Source organism: Paenibacillus sp. 598K (assembly GCF_003851045.1).
GTDB lineage: Bacteria > Bacillota > Bacilli > Paenibacillales > Paenibacillaceae > Paenibacillus_D.
Window position 1 is genome coordinate 56790 of record NZ_BFBX01000001.1, and the last position, 20461, is coordinate 77250.

At 55.0% G+C, this 20461-nt stretch carries 19 protein-coding genes; 15 read left to right on the plus strand and 4 right to left on the minus strand.

Features of this window, described 5'->3' with window-relative positions:
• Position 1: 1 nt before the first annotated feature.
• The 7 genes from PA598K_RS00225 to PA598K_RS00255 all read left to right on the plus strand — a co-directional run bounded on the left by PA598K_RS00225 (position 2) and on the right by PA598K_RS00255 (position 11949).
• On the plus strand, positions 2-841 hold the full coding sequence (locus PA598K_RS00225; RefSeq protein WP_260405196.1) for a carbohydrate ABC transporter permease: 840 nt from the start codon (positions 2-4) through the stop codon (positions 839-841).
• An 80-nt stretch (positions 842-921) separates the two neighbouring features.
• A complete protein-coding gene (locus tag PA598K_RS00230; RefSeq protein ID WP_128654917.1) occupies positions 922-2274 on the plus strand; it encodes an ABC transporter substrate-binding protein in 1353 nt (450 codons plus the stop codon).
• A gap of 90 nt (positions 2275-2364) precedes the next feature.
• Entirely contained in the window at positions 2365-4179 is a 1815-nt protein-coding gene (locus tag PA598K_RS00235) for a sensor histidine kinase (RefSeq protein ID WP_128654918.1), read from the plus strand.
• Positions 4180-4185: 6 nt separating this feature from the next.
• Positions 4186-5739 (plus strand): helix-turn-helix domain-containing protein, encoded by a 1554-nt coding sequence (locus PA598K_RS00240; protein WP_128654919.1) that lies wholly within the window; start codon positions 4186-4188, stop codon positions 5737-5739.
• A gap of 36 nt (positions 5740-5775) precedes the next feature.
• The gene (locus PA598K_RS00245; RefSeq protein WP_185601349.1) at positions 5776-7128 is read left to right on the plus strand and encodes a helix-turn-helix domain-containing protein; all 1353 of its coding nucleotides are present in this window, start codon (positions 5776-5778) and stop codon (positions 7126-7128) included.
• A gap of 187 nt (positions 7129-7315) precedes the next feature.
• Entirely contained in the window at positions 7316-10954 is a 3639-nt protein-coding gene (locus PA598K_RS00250) for an ABC transporter ATP-binding protein (RefSeq protein WP_128654921.1), read from the plus strand.
• Positions 10951-11949: an ABC transporter substrate-binding protein gene (locus PA598K_RS00255; protein WP_128654922.1), complete on the plus strand. Its 999-nt coding sequence runs from the start codon at positions 10951-10953 to the stop codon at positions 11947-11949. Before PA598K_RS00250 ends, PA598K_RS00255 begins: the two co-directional genes overlap by 4 nt.
• A 98-nt stretch (positions 11950-12047) precedes the next feature.
• On the opposite strand, the gene PA598K_RS00260 is transcribed toward PA598K_RS00255, so the two are convergent.
• Complete coding sequence (locus PA598K_RS00260) at positions 12048-12773, minus strand: sensor domain-containing protein (RefSeq protein ID WP_128654923.1); 726 nt, start codon at positions 12771-12773, stop codon at positions 12048-12050.
• Positions 12774-13231: 458 nt separating this feature from the next.
• Here PA598K_RS00260 and PA598K_RS00265 point away from each other — a divergent pair, with 458 nt between their 5' ends.
• From PA598K_RS00265 to PA598K_RS00285, 5 genes are all read left to right on the plus strand, one after another.
• Positions 13232-13696: an acetyltransferase gene (locus PA598K_RS00265; protein ID WP_260405197.1), complete on the plus strand. Its 465-nt coding sequence runs from the start codon at positions 13232-13234 to the stop codon at positions 13694-13696.
• Positions 13697-13715: 19 nt separating this feature from the next.
• Entirely contained in the window at positions 13716-13901 is a 186-nt protein-coding gene (locus PA598K_RS37640; protein WP_260405198.1) for a chloramphenicol phosphotransferase CPT family protein, read from the plus strand.
• 78 nt (positions 13902-13979) lie between these two features.
• Positions 13980-14402, plus strand: a complete 423-nt coding sequence (locus PA598K_RS00275) for a VOC family protein (RefSeq protein ID WP_128654926.1) — start codon at positions 13980-13982, stop codon at positions 14400-14402.
• A 190-nt stretch (positions 14403-14592) separates the two neighbouring features.
• Complete coding sequence (locus tag PA598K_RS00280; protein WP_128654927.1) at positions 14593-15024, plus strand: BlaI/MecI/CopY family transcriptional regulator; 432 nt, start codon at positions 14593-14595, stop codon at positions 15022-15024.
• 396 nt (positions 15025-15420) lie between these two features.
• Positions 15421-15735: a prolipoprotein diacylglyceryl transferase gene (locus PA598K_RS00285; protein ID WP_260405206.1), complete on the plus strand. Its 315-nt coding sequence runs from the start codon at positions 15421-15423 to the stop codon at positions 15733-15735.
• An 88-nt stretch (positions 15736-15823) separates the two neighbouring features.
• On the opposite strand, the gene PA598K_RS00290 is transcribed toward PA598K_RS00285, so the two are convergent.
• The 3 genes from PA598K_RS00290 to PA598K_RS00300 are packed head-to-tail and all read right to left on the minus strand — an operon-like array spanning position 15824 to position 18349.
• Positions 15824-16498 carry a TetR/AcrR family transcriptional regulator gene (locus PA598K_RS00290; RefSeq protein WP_260405199.1) on the minus strand — a complete coding sequence of 225 codons (675 nt, stop codon included), beginning with the start codon at positions 16496-16498 and terminating at the stop codon, positions 15824-15826.
• A gap of 43 nt (positions 16499-16541) precedes the next feature.
• On the minus strand, positions 16542-17618 hold the full coding sequence (locus PA598K_RS00295; RefSeq protein ID WP_128654929.1) for an ABC transporter permease: 1077 nt from the start codon (positions 17616-17618) through the stop codon (positions 16542-16544).
• Complete coding sequence (locus tag PA598K_RS00300; RefSeq protein WP_128654930.1) at positions 17615-18349, minus strand: ABC transporter ATP-binding protein; 735 nt, start codon at positions 18347-18349, stop codon at positions 17615-17617. The genes PA598K_RS00295 and PA598K_RS00300 overlap by 4 nt, the downstream gene beginning before the upstream one ends.
• A gap of 211 nt (positions 18350-18560) precedes the next feature.
• Here PA598K_RS00300 and PA598K_RS00305 point away from each other — a divergent pair, with 211 nt between their 5' ends.
• From PA598K_RS00305 to PA598K_RS00315, 3 genes are read left to right on the plus strand one after another with little or no spacing between them, the layout of a single operon-like run.
• Positions 18561-18932 carry a GntR family transcriptional regulator gene (locus tag PA598K_RS00305; RefSeq protein WP_128654931.1) on the plus strand — a complete coding sequence of 124 codons (372 nt, stop codon included), beginning with the start codon at positions 18561-18563 and terminating at the stop codon, positions 18930-18932.
• A gap of 5 nt (positions 18933-18937) precedes the next feature.
• Entirely contained in the window at positions 18938-19804 is an 867-nt protein-coding gene (locus tag PA598K_RS00310) for an ABC transporter ATP-binding protein (RefSeq protein ID WP_128654932.1), read from the plus strand.
• A complete protein-coding gene (locus tag PA598K_RS00315; protein WP_128654933.1) occupies positions 19797-20402 on the plus strand; it encodes an ABC-2 transporter permease in 606 nt (201 codons plus the stop codon). The genes PA598K_RS00310 and PA598K_RS00315 overlap by 8 nt, the downstream gene beginning before the upstream one ends.
• The last annotated feature ends 59 nt before the right edge of the window (positions 20403-20461 follow it).

The following is a 20461-nucleotide window of genomic DNA, read 5'->3' on the forward strand; positions in this document are numbered from 1 at the left end:
AGTGCTCCTGTTCAAACGTATCGATTGGCTCAAGGCGCTCACGACAGTGCTCATGGCAGCGGTCGGCATCATCTTCCTGCTGCCGTTCGTGTGGATGGTGTCGGCATCGCTGAAGCCGGAGACGGAGGTGTTCAACTATCCGGTGGAATGGATTCCGACCAGTTGGCGGGCAGGCTTCAATTACAGCTCCGTCTGGTTCGGACAAGCTAACTTCGGGCTGTACTATTGGAATTCGGTGAAGGTCGCGCTGCTGACGACCGGGCTGTCGGTGCTCGTATCGAGCATGGCTGCTTACGGGTTTACGAAGATTCGCTTCAAGGGACGCAATGGGATGTTCCTGCTCGTGTTGGCCACCTACATGATTCCGGTCGAGGCGACCTTGGTGCCGTTGTTCATTTTGTTTCGGTTGCTTGGGCTGTACGACACGCATACCGGTCTTGTTTTGCTGGGCGGCTTCAGTGTCCTTGGCACCTTTTTGCTGCGGCAGTTTTTCGCCTCCGTCTCCGATGAATTTATCGAGTCGGCGCAGATCGACGGAGCCGGCCATATCCGGATCTTTGCCTCGATTATGCTGCCGTTGGCGCGTCCGGCGATTGCCACCTATGCGATTTTGCGTTTTATCTGGACGTGGAACGACTTCCAGACGCCGTTTATTTTCCTAAGCGACAAGGCGCGCTTTACGCTGCAGCTCGGCATGAACGCCTTTGCCGATCGCAACGGCGCCTTCTACTCCCTGATCATGGCTGCTTCGGTATCGGCTATCGTGCCGCTCCTGATCGTCTTCATCCTCGGTCAGAAGCATGTCATCGAGGGCATCTCCGTAGGGGGGGTGAAGGGCTAAGAGACGATACGCAAATGATGGATGGCTGCAACCGGTCGCAACAAAAATGAAGTACACTATGTCCAAGGGGTGGTTAACGAATGAAGAAGAAACTAGGTTCGGTGCTCGTCGGAATGTCGCTGCTGGCAGGTCTGATGGCAGGGTGCGGCTCATCCACAGACAACAATCCTGCTCCATCGCCGACTCCCTCTGAAGGGAACGGTAACGGAGCGGCGCCAGTCGAGGAGGTTGTGCTGCGGGTAGCGCATTGGCTGCCGTCAAGCGAGATGTCCCCGATCATCGATGCTTATGAGAAAAGTCATGCCGGCGTAAAGATCGACTATGTCGAGCTGTCGGATAGCGGCGACTCGGTCGCAGGCATGCAAAAGCTCGACTTGCTGGTCGCCTCTGGCGAAAAGCTGGATGTCACCTTCATGCCGGGCGCGACCGATTATTCGCAACGGGCAGGCCTCGGCTTGCTGGCGTCGCTTAATGAGATGATCGCAGCCGAAGGTATCGATCTGAACGGCACCTACTTGCTCGATCCGTCCATCGACGGCACCGTGTACGCGCTGCCGGATACGCTGGAAAATTATTTCGTCCTGCTCAACAAGGATATGCTGGATGCGGCGGGGCTTGAGGTGCCGACCGACTGGACGTGGGACGAGTATCTGGACTATGCTCAGAAGCTGACGACCGGTACGGGCGCAGCGAAGGTTTACGGCACTTATTTCCATACCTGGCCGATGTACTGGCAGCTCGCTCAGATCAATCAGATGAAAGCGAACAATCTGTACACCGACGGCAAACAGAATGTCGACTCTCCCGAGATCCGGCTCTCCTTGGAATTGCGCTCGAAGGGGGAAAAGGCGGGCACGGCGACGCCTTATGCCGATACGATCTCGCAGAAGCTCGCGTATCGGTCGGAATTTTTCTCCAAGCGCGCCGCGATGATCGTCACAGGCAACTGGATGATCAAGGAAGCGGGCGGCTCCGAGCAATTCCCGGCGAGCTTCACGACGGCGTTCGCGCCGATGCCTTCCAACGGCGAAGGCCAGCCGTCCGGGGTTAGCATCGCCAACGGCAACTTCGCGGCGATCCTCGACAAATCGGCGAACAAGCAGGCTGCGTACGACTTTATCCGCTGGCACTCGACGGAGGGCGGCGAGCTCAAAAACGTATACTCCGCCTGGAAAGAGCAGGATGCGGATCAGTATATCAACGGCGTCAAGTCGCATGCGCTCAGCCCGGATCTGATCGACGAAGCCTCGCTCACCTATGTGATGAAGCACTTCCAGGCAGCGCCGCTGAATGTGCCGCCAGCCTATCAGGCCCAGCTGGAGCAAGCCTACACGGCGCAGACGGAGCTGTTCATCCTCGGCCAGCAGGACCTCGAGACGACGATCACCAAGACGACGACAGAGGTGCAGGCGATTGTCGACGCCAACCAATAATAGGGACTCACAAAGCGGGATGAAATCGGTATAATAAGATTATCAGGATCATAAGACTGTCAAGGCATAGCACAGAAGGAGGATCGATGGATGTCGACACGTTGGCGGCTCGGATTTCGCAACAAGCTGCTGCTCGCTTCTGTGCTATGCCTATTCGTCCCGGCGGCCGTCACGCTGTACATCTCCAACTCCAACACCGAGCAGGTCGTGCAGCAGCAAGTGATCGACAACGAACGGCGCTTGCTCGAGCGCGAGGGCAGCTATGTATCCAACCTGATCAGTACGATGGTGCTGGTGGCGAATTATATCCAGTTCGATCCGGGTATCAACCGCGCGCTCAATCAGAACTGGCAGCGCACCCGGCTGAATCAGACCGATGAATTTACCAACCTGCTCGACTTCAAGGAAATTACGGACAAGCTACAAAGCGTCACGACGATGATGCCCAAAACGTTCGTCACGATTGTGATGGAGGACGGGCAGTCCTTTACCAATTATCCGTACAACGGATTCCGGGCGGGAGAGCTGTACGAGCAGCCTTGGATGCAGGAGGTGCTGGCGCGGCCGGCGTTCGAGCTATACTGGGCCGGCACGCTAGACAACTACATCCCCTCCCTCGTCTCTGCGAGCCCGCTGGTGCTGACGATCGCCCGCAACCTGCGCACCTCTGTGCATGCATCCTATGCGATCATCCTCGTCAGTATGGACGAGCAACAAATCAGCGAGAACTTCGGTCCAGGCGATAACGGGCAGATGACGCTGCTGCTCGCGCCCGACGGCACCGTCGCTGCTGCCCGGGACAAGGCGCAGATCGGACAGGCGTTCTCCTTTGCCGATCGGCTGGGGGCCTCCGGCGAGTCGGTGTTCGTCGAGCATAAGGACAAGACGTATCTGCTGACGTCGCAAGAGATCCCTTATGGCGGCTACCGGCTCGTCAGTCTGTCTCAGTACGACCAGGCGGTCGGGCAGGTGAGCAGCACGCACCGCTGGAGCGTCGCGATCCAGATGCTGACGGCGTTGTTTTTCCTGCTCGTCATGATCGTACTGGTGCGGCAGGTGACCAAGCCGATCGTCCATCTTGGCGGCGTCGCCGCCAAGGTCGAGCGGGAGGAGCTGAGCATCCGCTCCGGCATCCGGGGCTCGGACGAGATCGGCAAGCTCGGACGGTCATTCGACCATATGCTCGATCGACTCGAGCAGACGATCGGCCAGATCAAGGCGGAGCAGGAGCAAAAGCGGCTGGCGGAGCTGGCGATGCTGCAATCGCAGATCAATCCGCACTTCCTGTTCAATATCCTCAATTCGATCCGCCTCCGCTTGCTCATGAAGGGAGACGCCGAGCATGCGGAGCTGCTCCAGACGCTGTCCGGCCTGCTGCGCATGACGATCCAGCAGCGGCAGGAGTTCACGACGCTGCAGGATGAGCTGCATGTCATCCGCAGCTACGTGGAGCTGCTCAATTTCCGGCAGGGCGATCAAGTGCTGCTGCTTATCCACTGTCCCGCCGAGCATCTGGATGCTAGGCTGCCGCGCTTCCTGCTGCAGCCGATCATCGAGAACGCTTATATTCACGGCTTGCGGCAGGAGGGCGGGACGATCGCGATCCGTGTCGATCGGATGGATGGACGGCTGCTCATCGAGATCGAGGATGACGGTGCCGGCATGACGGAGGAGGAGCTTGCGCGCTTGCGCTCCCGGCTCAGCCGGGATGCTGCCTGGACGCCGGCGCAGCCGCGACGCGGCAATCTGGCGTCGATCGGATTGTCCAATGTATGCGAGCGATTGTATTTGACCTTCGGGTCCGATTATGATTTGTCTGTGGAGAGCGTTCCCGACGAAGGGACGCTTTTCCGTCTTAATCTTCCGGATCATCAGTCCGCAGCCATCGAGGAGAGGGAGAGGTGACGTTCGATGTATCGTGTCATGCTGGTCGACGACGATCTGCCTGTGCTGGAATTTCTGAGCAGTGCCATCCCGTGGGCGGAGTTCGGCATGGAGGTGCGACATTGCTGCAAGAACGGCGCGATCGCCCTGGAGCGGGCCATCGAAGAGATGCCTGATCTGGTCATTACTGACATTGGCATGCCAGTGATGGACGGGCTGGAGCTGCTGCGGGAGCTGAGGAGCCGCGATGCGCGCATCCGTGCAGTGGTGCTGTCCTGCATGAATGAATTCAGCTATGCCCAGCAGGCGATCAAGCTCCAGGTCGTCGATTATCTGCTGAAGGAGACGATGACCGTCCCGACGATCGTCGAGCTGCTCGGGCGTGTCGCCGCCGATCTGGCTCAGGAGCGCCAGGAGGCTGTAAGGAGCGAGACCTTGGCGAGTCTGCACGGACTTGGCGCCTCGCTCCGCAAGCGCAGCTTCCTGGAGAACGCAGCTCGCGATGGACGGGAGGACAATGGTTGGGAGCAGGAGGCCGTTGCGCTCGGCTTGCCGGAGCAGGGCGAGATGGCTGTCGCGCTCTGTCGCCTCGACGGACCGGAGACGGCGGACCGGCAGTGGCCCGAACGACTGGAAGCTGCAGCGAGCGATGCGTCTCTGCTCTGTCTGCCGCGCGACGAACAGACCTGTGTGCTGATTGCTTGGGGAGATGCTACTGGCGTACTGACGGCGGCTCGGCTGCATCCGCTGCGGGAGCGACTGGAGCAGGCCGTCGGCGAGCCGGTATCGTTGCTCTCGATCGACGGGATTCATGGCATCGGGCCGTTGCGCCCCGCGCTGGCCAAGCTGCTGGCGAGCGGCCTGGATTACGCCTTTTACCTACCGGATCGCTCGGCGGCGGATCTGAGTGCGTTGCCTCCGTTTGCGAGTGAGGATGTGGTGCTGCTGTGCACCGATCTGGCGCGTCAGATGCGCGAGGCATTCCTCCAGGAAGATGAGGAACGGATCACGCTGCTGTTGCAGGAGTGGATGACGCTGGCCCGCGACCAGCGTATCCTACCTGGCACCGTCAGAGAGTGGACCTTCAAGATGCTGTATGACAACCAAGCGTCGCTGCTGGCCCGCGCGCCGTTTCCGTCGCGATTTTCGCTGGAGATGCTATACGCCTCATTGTCCGCGATTGGCCGGGTCGAGGAGCTGGCGGCTTGGACACGACTGCGCTTCCTCGAGCGGCTGGAGGCGGTGCGCGGCCTCGCCGGCGGATCGGGGCGTCAGGAGATCCTCCAGGCCAAGCGGTATGTCGACCGCCATGTGCATAGCCGGATTACGCTGGAGGAGGCAGCCGGACATATCTCGCTTAATCCCAGCTATTTTAGCCGCCTCTTCAAGAAGGAGACCGGCATGAGCTTCATCCACTATGTGACGCTCGTCAAGATGGAGCGGGCCAAGGAGATGCTCAGCCAATCGTCGGACAGTGTCGAACGGGTATCGGAGCAGCTCGGCTATGAGAACAAGAGTTACTTTGCCAAGGTATTCAAGATGCATACGGGAAAAGCGCCCGGCGAATATCGCCGGGCGTAAAGTACCTGAGGGAAGGTAAAAAGGAGAATCATGAACGTGAATCTAAAGCGAGTAGAGAAGGAATTTGCTCAGGTGCCCATGACGGTATACGGCGTGCATCTGCTCGTGCTGCAGCCCGCAACCGTAACTCATGAGCATCGGGAGCGAGCCACCGAACACTGCGGACTGATTTTTGCTCTGCGCGGAGAAGTCAGTATTCGGGTCAACGGCGCGCGATATAGACTGACAGCAGGCCAAGCGATACATTGCTCGTATGGACAGTACGTGGAGATGAATGTAGGAGCAGAAGAATTTGAAGGTATTCTTGTTCAATACTTGCCGGATGAAGGACCTGGCCTGCTAGCCGGGCTTCAGTATATGTCGCGTTCCTTTTCATTGCAGCCAGGCATAGATGAGGGACTGTTTGAGTTGTTGCGGACACTTTGTCTGATCTCCAGGCAACGGATGCCGGACGCTGCTTTTCGAGTCAAGCCTCTGCTTGAACGGGTGCTTCGAGCGTGTTTTCATCTATGCCGTCGCGAGTCCAAACGGAGCTATGGGGCGGATGTTGGCAGAGTGGGAGAGGATCGTCTTGTTCATGCGCTGGCCGATTTTTTTAATCGGAGCGCCTTTCTGGTTGAGGATGTCATACGACTGGCTGTACGGCCGGGTCAAACGATCGCGCATGGTTCGCTTCCCAAAAGCGGATTTTTGTTTGCTTTTGAGGGGGAAGCATCGATTGCGCTCGACGGGACCGAATATAGATTGCATCCCGGAGAAGTTTGCCACGGCTCCGAAGGAGAGAGACTGGTATTGACTCCCTGCGGCGAGGATCGTTTCGAGTATGTCCTGATTCATTATAGAGTATGCTATTGGCCAGAGAGGGATGGGGAGGCTTTTCCTCGCCATTTTGTATTATGTCCTGGCGAGCGGCCGCGGATCGCCGAACTGGTGGAGCAGCTCCATCAGATTGCGGTTATTCCTGGCAAGCTGACCGCCTTTCGCAAAAAGGAGTTATTTATGTCTGTACTCTATGAGCTATTGTCGGCCTCTCAACATTCCTCGTGGGGCGCAAGTCATCTGGAGGCGATTGAAAGGACCATTTTGTATATTCATGCTCACTATGCCGAGCCGCTCTCCCTCGATCAGCTCGCGCGCTTGCAAGGAATCACCGTCCGCCAGCTCTCCTATTGGTTCTACAAAATAATCGGCATCCGGCCAATCGATTATGTCATTCAATATCGGATTAACAAGGCAAGCGAGATGCTGACGATGAGCCATACGCCAATTGGCGAAATTGCCGCGAGCGTCGGGTACGACGACCCTCAATATTTTAGTCGTGTTTACAGGCGGCATACGGGCTTGTCACCAAGAGAAGCGCGCAGCAAATCCCACCCCGCTCGGGATTAAATAATCGTCCACCTTTAGCGAATTATTGTGTACTCCTATAGAGGCGTATACTTGCTACAATCATTGTTGAGAATGAAATTCATTCTCTATATATGAGGGGGTGGCACATATCCGTCAAAAAGATGCTCGCCCGTCAGCTGATATTTACAGTGGCGGGCTCTATGCTGTTCGCAGGCTGGCAGCATGGATGTCGCGCAGATGGCTTTTGGTCGTCGCTTCCGTTATGCTGTCCATCGTGTCGGCAGTTCTGGGAACAGCTCCTTTTGTACTCGTATATGTGGTCATACAGCGTATACTGGAGCCGTCAGGTGCAGGAGATGCCGTACCGGCCATCCTGTTGGGAGGCGCCGCTATCGCAGCGATTGCGCTCAAGGCACTGACGATGCTTGCTGCTCACAGTCTGGCGCATCGCATCGCCTATGATTTGCTGTACGATCTGCGGCTCAGGTTGGCTCGCAAGCTGACGCGTCTGCCGCTGGGGTATTTTCAGAGGCGGGATACGGGGCGTATCAAGCATACGATGCATGAGCAAGTGGAGCGGATCGAGGAGGGGGTAGCTCACTTAATACCTGATACGGCCTCGGCGCTCGCCATTCCGCTTGTCGCGTATAGCGCTATGTTTGCTCTTGATTGGCGTTTGGCGTCGGCCGCCCTATTGGCCGTCCCGCTCCTGTTTTTGATGTATCGCACCGTACAGCGCAAGATTGGCGTCCACCGCGTTCAGTATGGCGAGGCACAGGCTCTGCTATCGTCTGCGGTGCTTCGGTATGTGCATGGCATGAAGGTGATCAAAGCGTTCGCGTACGCAGATCAGGCTTATGCGACATTCGCCAAGGCGGTATCTGCGAGTGAACGCATGACAGCAGAGCTGCAACTGCACACCTTGCCGTACAAGGCCGCTACCGTCACGCTCTCCAGAGCGCCGCTACTGCTGGTTCTGCCGCTCAGCACTTTAATGTATGCGTACGGCGAGGCGTCATTGGCTAAGCTGGTGTTTTTTATGCTCGTCACGATGGGGATTGGCAAGCCGCTGCTTAAGTTGATGGGAACTGGCGGCATGGTCAGCTTCCGAATCGCTGCTGCTGTGCGCGAGGTAAGCGAGTTGCTCGATGAGGAAGAACTGCCTGAGCCAGCGGAGCCGAGCGCCCCGACAGGTCATTCAATTGTATTGGACGGGGTGTCGTTTGGCTATGGTGACAGGGTGGTCCTACAGAATGTGCACATGCATGTGCCGGAAGGTAAGCTGACTGCCATTGTAGGGCCGTCCGGTGCAGGGAAGACGACGGTTGCCAAGCTGATCGCTCGCTTCTGGGATGTCAATGAAGGGCAGGTGACCATCGGCGGGACAGATGTGCGGCAGATGACGTCCGAGGACCGGATGTCCCGACTGTCGTACGTGCTTCAAGACGAGTTCCTGTTCGAGGAACCAATCATGGAAAATATCCGCAAAGGCCGCGCGGATGCCAGCGATGAGGAGGTTATAGCTGCAGCGGAGAAGGCAGGCTGCGATGGTTTTATCCGACAGCTGCCTGAAGGCTACCAGACTGTGATCAAGCCAGGAAGCACGCTGAGCGGTGGCCAGCGGCAAATGATCGCGATCGCCCGGGCGATCGTCAAGGATTCGTCGATCGTCATCTTGGATGAGGCGACGGCGTTCGTCGATCCCGAGAATGAAGCGAAATTGCGCGGAGCGCTGGCAAGCCTGATGAATGGAGAGCGCCGTATCGGCAGCGGCAAGACCATCCTGATGATCGCGCACCGTCTGTCCAGCATCGTCCATGCCGATCAGATCGTCGTGATGTCCGAAGGGACGGTCCAAGCAACAGGCACCCACGCACAGCTCCTGCAAGCGAGCGAGCTGTATCGTCAGATGTGGGAAGCCTATAACTCCAGTCCGGCGATCGCTTCCTCATCCAGTGAACAGAGGCTTGATGAAGCTATCACATTCAATATGGAGCATGAAGATCGGTTGACAGAGCCTGCTGCAGATGATTGCACGCCGGATGCAGATGACCACGACGGCCTCGATCCGCTCAGCCTTCCGTCCGGCTGGCATCCAGTAGCATGGTGGCGAGCGATGAAGCGGCTTGCTGCCGGCGCGCGCCTTCATTTATTAGGCAGCATGAGATTCGCTATCGGCGAGAGTGTATTCGTCGCCGCATCGCCACTGTCGGCAGCGGCTGCCCTCTACGGCCTGTGGACGGCGGAGCTGTCGATGGCTTGGTGGGGAAGCGGCTTGCTGGCACTGTCCTTGCTGGGGCAAGGGATGTTGTTCTACTTCGGGCACCGTCACACCCTGTGTCTCGAAGGGGAGACTCGGACCCGGCTGCGCGTTTTGCTCGCTCGTCACCTGCGCAAGCTGCCGCTCGGCTTCTATGACAGCTATCCCGCTTCCGTCATTGAGAGTCGGATGCGCGTAGATACACACAACAGCGCTTTGTTTCATTTGGTTGCAATTTCGTCTGTACGCGGGCTGTTGGCCATGCTTTTTGTTTCCGGTATGTTGTTTGCACTGGATTGGCGGCTTGCTTGTATTGCTTTGACTGGAGTTCCGCTCTCACTTGTTGTGACGGCGGTAGCCAACCGCAGATTCGCTGCGCTGCTGGAGAGCCAGGACGAGCCGCGCAAGGAGGCCAACAGGCGAATCACGGAGTACATCTACGGCGTGCCAGTCATCCAGGCGTTTGCTCTCAAGCGCGACCAGCTGAGACCTTTCATGGAAGCGATGAAGGTCTACCGGGATCGCAGTATCGCTTATAATCGTAAGCTGGCCGGTTATATTGCACTGGACAGCGTCATGTTCGAGCTGGGCTTCGCCGCAGTGTTGGCAGCAGGGACCGCCATGTATGCGCATGGTGCGGTCAGTCCTGTCACGCTGGGTTTGATTCTGGTGTTGACGCTCGGGTTGTATGAACCGCTCCCGTTGCTCGAGCTGGCTGGCTTTAGACGGATGCTGCAACGGTCGTTGTGGAACTTGCGAGAGATTTTTGGGGCGGAGCCGCTTCCAGAGCCTCGCGCGGCCGAGGCATTGACTCCGCAAGGTCATGCGATCTGCTTGGACCGTCTTTCTTTTGCCTATGGTGATCGGCAGGTCCTGCACGATATCTCGCTGCGCCTGCCTGAGCGCAGTACGACTGCGGTCGTCGGGCCGTCGGGAAGCGGCAAGACGACATTGCTGCATCTGATTGCCCGCTTCTGGGAGGTACAGCAGGGCAGCATTGCGGTGGGCGGCGCAGATGTGCGTCGTATCCCCTCGGATCTTCTCATGTCGCAGCTGTCGATAGTTTTTCAGGATGTCTATTTGTTTCAGGATACAGTGATGAATAATATCCGATTTGGTCGACCCTCGGCCACGGATGAGCAAGTTTTCGCCGCTGCTCGGGCAGCCCGGTGCGATGAGTTTATTCGTCAGCTTCCGGCTGGTTACGAGACGATTGTCGGCGAAGGCGGCGGCGGATTATCGGGCGGCGAGAAGCAACGGGTTGCTGTGGCCCGAGCCTTGCTGAAGGCGTCGCCGATTTTGTTACTGGATGAAGCGACGGCCAGTATGGACCCGGACAATGAGCAACTCGTCACCCAGGCCCTTCAAAGGCTCGCACTTGGCAAGACGGTCGTCGTCATCGCCCATCGGCTTCATACGATACGAAACGCCGACCAGATCGTCGTAATGGAGCAAGGACGGGTCGCCGATGTCGGCAGGCACGAGGATCTGCTGCAGCGTTGCAGTGTGTACAAGCGACTATGGCATGATCGTCTGCAAGCCGAGATGACGACATGGAATGAATCTGCTACTACCTATTCACCAAAGGAGCCACTACAAACATGAAAATTGCAAAACATCTATCTACGGCTTTAACAATTGTTATACTCGCATCCATGGCGGTTGCTTGCGCACAAAACGAGCCATCCCCTTCTGGAGCTGCAGCTACCGACAGCAACCTGTCGGATCAGGTCGAGACAATCGAGCAAGAGGCTTTATATCCGCGAACGATTACCGACTTCAAAAATAATCGCGTACTGTTAAAAGAGGAGCCAAAACGGGTGGCTGTCACGGACTATGTCATCTTTAGCCATCTTGTCTCGCTGGATTATTACCCTATGGCAGCCAATATGTATCATTCCTACATCTCGATCATGGAGTCGATGAAGCAGACATTAAGCGGCCACAAAATCGAGGACATCGGAGAGTGGGACGCCATCAACCTGGAAAAAACAGCTTCTCTGGATCCGGACTTGATTTTGTCCAGCACTTCAGATGCGGACAAGGTGTATGAGCACTTGAACACGATTGCGCCGGTCATATTTTATGATCCTGCCAAGATGGGCAATTCGGAAACGGACTGGAAGTGGGGACTGCGAGAGGTCGCTAGCGTCATTGCGAGGGAGGATCAGGCGGAGCAGGTCATCCAATCCACAGAGCAGCTATTAGCAGAAAAGAAGGAAGCGTTGGCTGCCTATCAGGACAAAACGGTAGCATTCTTTTTTTATTCGAAGGGGCGTGGAGGGTTTACATCGCAAGCCTACTCGGCACTGTCGGTATACTATGAATTGTTGGGCTTGACGCCTGCGTTTCACAATGAAGGAGTCGAGACGATCACGCTGGAAGGGTTGGTCGAAGTAAACCCGGATTATATTTTTATTTTTGATACAGACGGTACCACGGCCAAGGAGTTGGCTGAGATGGAGCATGATAAAGTATGGCAGCAACTGAACGCAGTCAAAAACAATCATGTCTTCTTGGCTAACTTCTCTATGGCGATTATGTCGCCGATCAATATCAAGTACGGCGCGGAGGTCATCGACAAAGCCTTAAACGGCTAGACGTTGAAAGGATTAGTAACCATGCCGTATCCGTCTCCGATGCCAGGATTGCTCTTGCCTCGGAGACGTACGGGCCTTTGAGAAACGACAATCTCGCGCTACGTCCTTGTAGCAGGGAACGGCCCAGCCTCAATGCTGTCCATCTCAAAGGGAGAGAAGGGGGACGTATAAGCTTCCTCTGGCGTTGCCTCGCGGACGGGCTCCGGACCTGCGATAGCGCGTACCCAGGCCGCGTACCAGCGGCCGAGTCCTCTGAGCATGAGCGGCAGCAGCAGCGTCAGGATGACGCCGACTCCGCCGGCAATCCAGGAGCGATGGGCAGAGGTTAACGACCAGTCTCCCAGCTGATTCAGCCCCCAGCTGTCGGGGAACAGATTGAACTCGAACCATCGCATGCTCACCTCGTAGGCAAGCGGCGAGAGCAGCACAGAGAAGGCGACCACTGGCAGAACGATGGCCATGGTGAAGGCCAGGATGCCAATCGGCAGTTCCAGGAAGCCGAACCCAATCGCCCGATACGATCGACGATCCTTCAGTACGGACAGCACCCACGTCTTCCAGCCTTGCTGGGACGGGGCAGCTGTCTCCTCAGGGAGTGCAGGATATTCCTTGCCCTGCAGCCAGCCCTCCGCCAACCTCGCTTCATCCACCATCATCTTCCGGGCCAGCGACAGCATGCCCGCGAGCAACGGCACGCCGATCAACACGATGGTCAAGGGCAGCCCCGCCGCCAACCCCACCACGACTATGACCAAAGCTCCGATTCCCTTCGGGAGAGCCAGGACAAGCATTTTCCACGCCAATAAAGCACTTGGTTTCCTCATCGTTATCCCACACTTTGCTATATATTGTTGTGTTCATTGTACCCCGCGACACCTGAGCGGATCATCCTCCCGACGGATGAAAAGGGAGCCCGACCCGAGTCCAGGTCGGCACTGGACCTCCAGTTATTCACTTTACTTAATCCAAGTGCAGCTGTTCCGTTACTTCTTGGTATGCAATCGGACAGTTGTTCATCAGCAAACGATTGGCGTATAATAGACACATTTAGAGAAAATGATGGTGACAACAGCGGTCGGAAGAACGATCCCGTGGCCGTAGACTCCGTTTTGAAGGTAGCCTGAAAAATCGCACAAGTAGGGACGCTAACCGCCAGCCGGCCCTGATCTGTGCGATAAATCGCACAAGTAGGGGCGCTAACCGCCCAACCGGCCCTGATTATTGCAATTGAGCCAGCCTAGGCCCACCTTACATCGCAACCTCAACATAAAGGAGAACAATGATGACAACTATAACTCCCTATACTAAAGAAATGCACGAAGCCTTGGTGGACATCTGGGAGAGAGCGGTACGTCAGACGCACCACTTCCTGACGGAGGCAGACATTGCTTTCTTCCGAACGATGGTTCGGGATCAAGCCTTGACCTCCTGTCCAGTGTGGGTCGCTTCGGACGAGGCCGGACGGCCTGTCGGCTTCATCGGCAAGAGCGACAACCGCAACATCGAGATGCTGTTCGTCGACCCCGACCATCATGGCAAGGGGATAGGCAGGCAATTGATGGCCTATGCAATGGCTGATGCGGATTACCCGGTCGCTGTCGATGTCAATGAGCAAAATAGCGGAGCCGTCAGCTTCTATCAGCGACTCGGCTTTCAGACCATCGGCCGATCCGAGCGAGACGGCACGGGCAAGCCATTTCCATTGCTACACCTGGAGAAGAGGCAAAGGGAAGGAGACGAATCGTGAGCCGAGGACAAGTGTTTTTTTGATCTGCCGGGCCCGCAACATCGCCCGCGGCGACCGGGGCGAGACGCAGTCGGAGGAGCAGAGCCGCATGATGGCTGCGGATATACAGTACGCCTATCGCGTAGATACGAGTGTGCATACCCCTGAGCAATGCGCAGCATTGATTATCGAGGCGCTTTTCCAGAGGCAAGGCGCCAAGCTGTAATAATCTTTAATATAGCAATCGATAATAAATCCAGGTCCGCAAAGTCTGTTAGGATAAATGTAAAGGAGCTGATTATTCATGACCATTAAACTAACCCCATACTTGACACTGGAAGCTAAATCGAAGGAAGCGATCGCCTTTTACGAGCAGGCGCTGGGGGCGGAGCTGCTGTACATTGTTACGTATGGAGATATGCCGGACATTCCCGACTCGTCCCCCGATGCTTTGAAAAGTCTGGTGGCCCACGCCAAGCTGCGCGTAGGCGGCTCAGAGCTGATGTTGTCCGACGCGCCGTTAGGAAACGCGATTCCTCAAGGAAAGCAGGTCACCATCTGTATCACCACAGAGGATGCGGAGGAAGGCAAGCGCATTTTCGAAGCCTTGGCGCAAGACGGGAAAGTTAACATGCCTTTTGAGCAAACCTCGTTCAGCCCAGGCTTTGGCGATCTGACGGATCGTTTTGGCGTGACGTTTCAGATCAGTACGGAGGTTAAGGCTTAAGCCTAAATCGTTTGTGCAATCAAGCTGACTTTTTTGGTTTCGATTGCAGCGGGCAAAGCAAAGTCCCGGTGGCGCCTAATGTGGCCATCGGGTTTTTTGTTGAAACGAACGATGAAGCGTGGGTGCCCAGAATAAAATTGACATTTGCATCTGATCATACTACTATGTGTAGTATGGTGGTGAGTCAGGCATGCAAATTAAAAAAATGAATATTGGCGGCGAGGGGCTGAACCGGTTTTTTGGCCCACTGGAGGCCCGGATTATGGATATTCTCTGGACTTCTGAAGGCTTAAGCATTAAGGAAGTGCAAACGATTCTGAAACAGGAAAGTCAGATTTCTATTAATACCGTGATGACGATTATGAATCGTCTGCTGGACAAGGGTCATTTGACCAAGTTCATTACGGGAAGCGGACGGATGAGGGCAGCCAAGTTCAGCCCGATTCTCTCCAAAGAGCAGTTTTTGTCTGAGCAAACGAAACAGGTGTCGCAAGGACTTATCCAGGAATACGGAACCCTGGTCGTAAATCACATGATCGATGCGCTTGATGAGGTTGATCCTGAAGTGATCCAGAGACTCGAACAGAAGCTCAATGATCTCAAGAGCAGGAAAAAGACATGAGCCCGATAACGAGGCTGAGAGCGTCTTATGCGCTAATGATCATAATAATTACAACTGTCCTTATACAAGTGGGATGCAGTCTCGCCAACCAACTCCATGACGGTGCGTTTCAAGGCTCTATTTTTAACTATGCCTTCCTCGTATTATTCGTTTACATGCTTGGCAGGCTGGCGTGGGGGATTGCCCGGCAGCTTTATTTATCGCAACGATGGATGCAACACTTTCGGACCCTCCAAAATCATGAACGCACGAAGCGGCTGCAGCGCTTATACCGTGATTGGGGAACGGAAATTATCGTCGTGCAGGACGAATCCTTTGTTGCGCTTACCATTGGGCTGATTCGACCAAGGATCGTCATCTCCACCATGGTATTGGATACGTTTAGCCCAATGCGGCATTAACTTCCACCATTCGGAGCTCGCTCCTAACGATGTCAAGCTCTTCCCAACGCAAATAATGGAAAGCTTGCTTGGTTTTTCACTCTTCTTTGTGCTGATATACATAGCCCGCAACTTCCGGCTGCCTCGTGGAGGAATTGCAGGTTTGTATCTATTGATTTATAGCGTAGGTCGATTTGGGATCGAGTTTTATAGAGGCGATCTCATTCGCGGGCAGTTGGGCGGTTTTGCGACCTCGCAATGGATCGCTATCGGAGTGGTTTTGATCACTGGTCTTGCGTTTGTCATACAGGCTAGAAAAACAGGCGAATGAAACGAGAGGACATCCTGGGACACGGTACCGTCTCCCAGGATTAGTTGTTATCCGACAGGGGCTTAGTCCGACCTTACCGGTTGTCCGTCTACGGGCGCGGGCTAGGGGAGAGTCCATGCATCAGCAGGTCAATCGTGCAATCGATCTCCTCATCTTCGTCCGTAGGTTCGTCGGGCAACAGGAGCAACCGTGTGACGACCATGCCGACAAACAAGCTGACTGCGGTCCGCAGCACCCGCCAGGGAGGCGCTTCGATAATTTGACCTTGCTGCTGAAAATGGTAAATTATTTTCTCCATGCGTTGAAACACAATGTCCTTGAATACGGTCTGCACCTGCATCAGAAGCTCCGGCTGAAAGGCTATTTCATGAATCAGGATGCGCAGCAGCTTTTCATGCTGCTTGGCGAATGCCAGCCGATCTTTGGCAATGGTCCGGAACAACTCCTCGACGCGCTCGTGGCGGGTGTCCAGCACTTTGGCGGCAAACTCGCGCATAATGAAGGGCGCGGCCAGCTTCGCCGCGATCGGTGCGGCTATAGATAGCAGCAGATCTTTTTTTGTTTTGTAATGTCTGAATATCGTGCCTTCTGCGACGCCTGCTTTTTGAGCGATTTCGCTTGTGGAGGCCGCTGCGAATCCTTTCTCGGCAAAAATCTCGATCGCCGCGTCCAGTATGCGAGCTTGCTTCTCGGTTTTTTTGCCATTCTCGCCTTCCGCAAGTCGCAGCATATCCGATATCCATTGCTCGTTATGATCTGCCACGAAAGAACCTCCACTTCTAAATTTCCATTATCCTAACAGCGTACTATATTTTCCGATGCTTGCGCAACGCCAGCACATTGGCCGACATGAATAGCAGCGATAGTCCGATCAGGATATAGATATCGCCTTGTATCGCATGCCAGCCTTCGCCGCGGATCATCACGCTGCGCAGAGCGTCGGCCCCATACTTGATGGGCATAAGATGGGCTAGCCATCGCAGCCAAGAGGACATCGTCTCCAGGTCGAACAGTCCGGAGAAAAACACCTGCGGGACGATGACGAGCGGGATGAACTGAATCATCTGAAACTCCGAATTGGCAAACGTGGACATCAGCGTTCCGAAGCTAAGCGCAGTCAGTGACAGCAGAAGCGTAATAAGCAGTACATACCAGATGGACCCAGTCATCATCAGCCCTAGCACCTGGATCGAATACTCTGCAATCAGAATCGTCTGAATGCCGGTGAAGAGGCCAAAGCCGAGAATGTAGCCGACGACAACCTCCCAACGTCTCAAAGGGGTGGCAAGAAGACGTTCGAGCGTACCGCTCGTTCGTTCCTTCAGGAAGGAAACGCCGGCGATGAGGAAGACGAAGAAAAAGGCGAACACCCCGATGAGTACGGGCCCAAGGCTATCAAAGGTCGTCATGTCGGCGCCGCCGTGCAAGTACTCGGTTACGGGAGCTGCCGCATTGGCGGCGTCAGCGTCACGGGTGCCGCTATCGGCAGAGGCTGTTGTATTCGACCAAGCGCCGCCTTGCCCGGCCGCTTCGGAGAGGATCATCATAATGGCCTGATTGTGGGAAGGGTTGCTGCCTTCAAGTCTGATGATCGGGACGCCGTCCCGAAGCGCGAGATAGGCGTCGATATGGCGTGCCAGCAACGCTTGCTCCGCCTCTTGTGATGAGCCGTAGACGTGAAGCTCGGCGTCCTTACGCTCCAGTTGCTGCTGGAGGCCGCTTGGGATCTGAACGGTTCCCAGCTTGGGCCGATACGTATCGCCGTTAAAGACAAGGTACATGAGCGACAGGACGAGCAGCGGAGCGAGGATCAGCAGCGCGAGCGTCCGGCGATCTCGCAAAAATTGCTTTACGATACGGATGAAAAGCGCTCTTGTCCTCATTTGCTCACACCTCCATAGTAGAGAAATGCTTGTTCAATGGTGGAGCTGTCCGTTTTCTGCTTCAGCGCTTCGGGCGAGCCGACGGCAATCAAGCGACCGTCGCGGATCATGCCGAGCCGATGGCATTTGTCAGCCTCATCCATGACATGCGTGGTGACGATCAGCGTCGTGCCTTGACGACTAAGCGCGTGCAGCTCGTTCCAGATCGATTGGCGCAATACAGGATCGATGCCGACGGTAGGCTCATCAAGGATAAGCACCTCGGGCTCGTGCAGGAGTGCGATAGCAAGGGATAGACGGCGCTTCATGCCGCCGGAGTAGGAGGTGACGGGTTTGTTCATGTCTTCGGTCAATCCGACCAACGTCATCGTCTGTTGAATTCTTGTATTCAGTCTGTTGCCCTGGAGGCCAAAGAGCTTGCCGAAGAACACCAGATTTTCCTTGGCTGACAGCTCCGCGTACAGCGCGTCGGACTGGGCCATATACCCGATCCGGCCCATCATCGACAGATGGGGCAAGCGTCTTCCCAGCAACGTAACGACACCTTCATTCGCTTCGTCGATGCCGGCCATCAGCTTGATGAGCGTCGTTTTGCCGGAGCCGGAGGGGCCGAGCAGGCCGAAGATTTCATGCCGTCGAACCTGCAACCCGATTCGGTGCAGCGCCTCTTTTTTGCCAAAGCTTCGACTGACCTCCTGCACGTCGATAGCGATACGTTCACTTTGATCCATACTCAGCACCTCATTTGAGAGTGAGTGATCACTCATTTTTTTATACAGCGTATCTGCTTGCGTTTATTTTGTCAAGTGAGTAATCACTTCAAAAGGGGCGGATGGTTTTCGGGTGTTGACTCATATTTGTATATAGTGTTAATATAGTATATATACATTAGGTTAGGCTTGGTGAGCTTAGCAACTAAATAACCGATGATGAGGTAGTGACATGCAAATAATAATATCCAACCATTCCAAGGAGCCGATCTACGAGCAGATAATCCAGCAGGTCAAAGCGATGATCCTGACAGGAGAGCTAGTGGAGGGAGCGCCAATTCCTTCGATGCGCAATCTGGCCAAGGACCTGCAGATCAGCGTCATTACGACGAAGCGGGCCTATGAGGAGCTGGAGAAGGAAGGGTTCATCTACTCCATCGTAGGCAAAGGCTCGTATGTCGCGGAGCAGAATCTGGAGATGATCAAGGAGAAAAAGCAAAAGGTGATCGAGGAGCAACTGGCCACAGTCATCGCGAACAGCAAGGAAATCGGACTGTCTCTGTCTGACCTGCAGCAATTGATCAAAATACTGTATGAGGAGTAATCGCAATGGACTATATCGTGGAAATGAACAACGTATCGAAGGCTTTTAAGGGTTTCTCGGTATCCAATATGAGCTTGAAAATACCGCAAGGGTACGTGACCGGCTTTATCGGCGCCAATGGGGCAGGCAAGTCGACAACGATCAAGATGATGATGAATTTGCTGAAGCCTGATTCGGGGAGCGTTCGCTTGTTCGGCCAATCCTATGATCAGCACGAGAAGGCGATCAAGCAACGCATCGGCTTTGTATATGACGGAAATGTGTTTTTCGAAGGGTTGAATGTAAAGGATATTAAACGAATCGTCGCACCGGCCTACAAGCAATGGGATGATGCGCAATTCAAACGTTATATCGAGCAATTCGAGCTGCCGTGGGACAAACCGGTCAAAACCTTCTCCAAAGGCATGAAAATGAAGGCTTCGCTCGCGATTGCCTTGTCCCATCATGCCGAGCTAATCATCATGGATGAGCCGACAGCGGGCCTCGACCCGGTATTCCGGCGCGAGCTGCTCGACCTGCTGCACGATATTATGGCCGACGGCAAGCGGACGTTGTTTTTCTCGACGCATATTACGACGGACCTGGATCGAATCGCCGATTACATCGCCTTTATCCGCAAAGGCCAGCTCATCTTTAATCAGACGATCCACGAGGTCGCTGACAGCTATGCGCTCGTCAAGGGTCGCAATGATCTGCTGGATCGCGACACGGAGCAGCTATTCCTGCATATCCGGCGCTCCTCGACAGGATTTGAAGCGTTGACGAGTCAGCGCTCGGCGGTGCAAAAGCTGTTCGGCGATCAAGCGGTCATCGACACCGCTTCGCTGGAGGACATCATGTATCATCTAAAGGAGGAGGCGCAGCATGCTTAACCTGATCCGACGGGATTTGATCCTGCAGAAGAAGCAGCTTTATATATTCATCCCTTACGTTTTAGTTTTTGTTTACATGGGTTTTCCGGCGTTTCTGACTTGCCTGATCGCATCGATATTCATTCCATTTAATGCCTTTACTTACGACGAAAAGGCCGAAACGAACATTTTGTTAAATTCCTTGCCCTATACGAGAGGCGAAATTATCGCTGCGAAATATATAGGGGCGATTGTTTACATGCTATTATCCATTGCTCTTAGCAGCGTTATGATGCTAGTGTTCGGCAAGAGCTTTGTCTGGACAGATCTGGCGATTGCCAGCGGCCTGTTTATGCTGATGGCGGCCTTTACGTTCCCGCTGTTTCAGATTCTCAAGCCAGGCTACATTGGACTGACCATTGTGATTGGATTCGTATCGACCGTATTGTTGTCCAGATTCGTGTTCGAATCCTACTCCGAAAATGTCAAAGCTGTCCTGTCGTTTTTCGATCGATATCCGTTTTCCACTTTGTTTACCGTATCGACCATCATCGTCTTGTGCTTGTATGCCTTGTCCTGGATTCTGTCGACCACGATTTACAGGCGGAAGGCTTTTTAGACCTTTGCGATAACGATAAAAAGAGCGCTCGTGCAGAATGAATCCGCACGAGCGTTTGA

Excerpts from the sequence above, each read along its gene's own strand:
- PA598K_RS00305 (WP_128654931.1), top strand. The coding sequence starts at position 18,561 with ATGCAAATAATAATATCCAACCATTCCAAGGAGCCGATCTACGAGCAG.
- PA598K_RS00255 (WP_128654922.1), top strand. The coding sequence starts at position 10,951 with ATGAAAATTGCAAAACATCTATCTACGGCTTTAACAATTGTTATACTC.
- PA598K_RS00310 (WP_128654932.1), top strand. The coding sequence starts at position 18,938 with ATGGACTATATCGTGGAAATGAACAACGTATCGAAGGCTTTTAAGGGT.
- PA598K_RS00280 (WP_128654927.1), top strand. The coding sequence starts at position 14,593 with ATGCAAATTAAAAAAATGAATATTGGCGGCGAGGGGCTGAACCGGTTT.
- PA598K_RS00300 (WP_128654930.1), bottom strand. The coding sequence starts at position 18,349 with ATGGATCAAAGTGAACGTATCGCTATCGACGTGCAGGAGGTCAGTCGA.
- PA598K_RS00315 (WP_128654933.1), top strand. The coding sequence starts at position 19,797 with ATGCTTAACCTGATCCGACGGGATTTGATCCTGCAGAAGAAGCAGCTT.
- PA598K_RS00265 (WP_260405197.1), top strand. The coding sequence starts at position 13,232 with ATGACAACTATAACTCCCTATACTAAAGAAATGCACGAAGCCTTGGTG.
- PA598K_RS00260 (WP_128654923.1), bottom strand. The coding sequence starts at position 12,773 with ATGAGGAAACCAAGTGCTTTATTGGCGTGGAAAATGCTTGTCCTGGCT.
- PA598K_RS00295 (WP_128654929.1), bottom strand. The coding sequence starts at position 17,618 with ATGAGGACAAGAGCGCTTTTCATCCGTATCGTAAAGCAATTTTTGCGA.
- PA598K_RS00275 (WP_128654926.1), top strand. The coding sequence starts at position 13,980 with ATGACCATTAAACTAACCCCATACTTGACACTGGAAGCTAAATCGAAG.
- PA598K_RS00240 (WP_128654919.1), top strand. The coding sequence starts at position 4,186 with ATGTATCGTGTCATGCTGGTCGACGACGATCTGCCTGTGCTGGAATTT.
- PA598K_RS00250 (WP_128654921.1), top strand. The coding sequence starts at position 7,316 with ATGTCGCGCAGATGGCTTTTGGTCGTCGCTTCCGTTATGCTGTCCATC.
- PA598K_RS00230 (WP_128654917.1), top strand. The coding sequence starts at position 922 with ATGAAGAAGAAACTAGGTTCGGTGCTCGTCGGAATGTCGCTGCTGGCA.
- PA598K_RS00235 (WP_128654918.1), top strand. The coding sequence starts at position 2,365 with ATGTCGACACGTTGGCGGCTCGGATTTCGCAACAAGCTGCTGCTCGCT.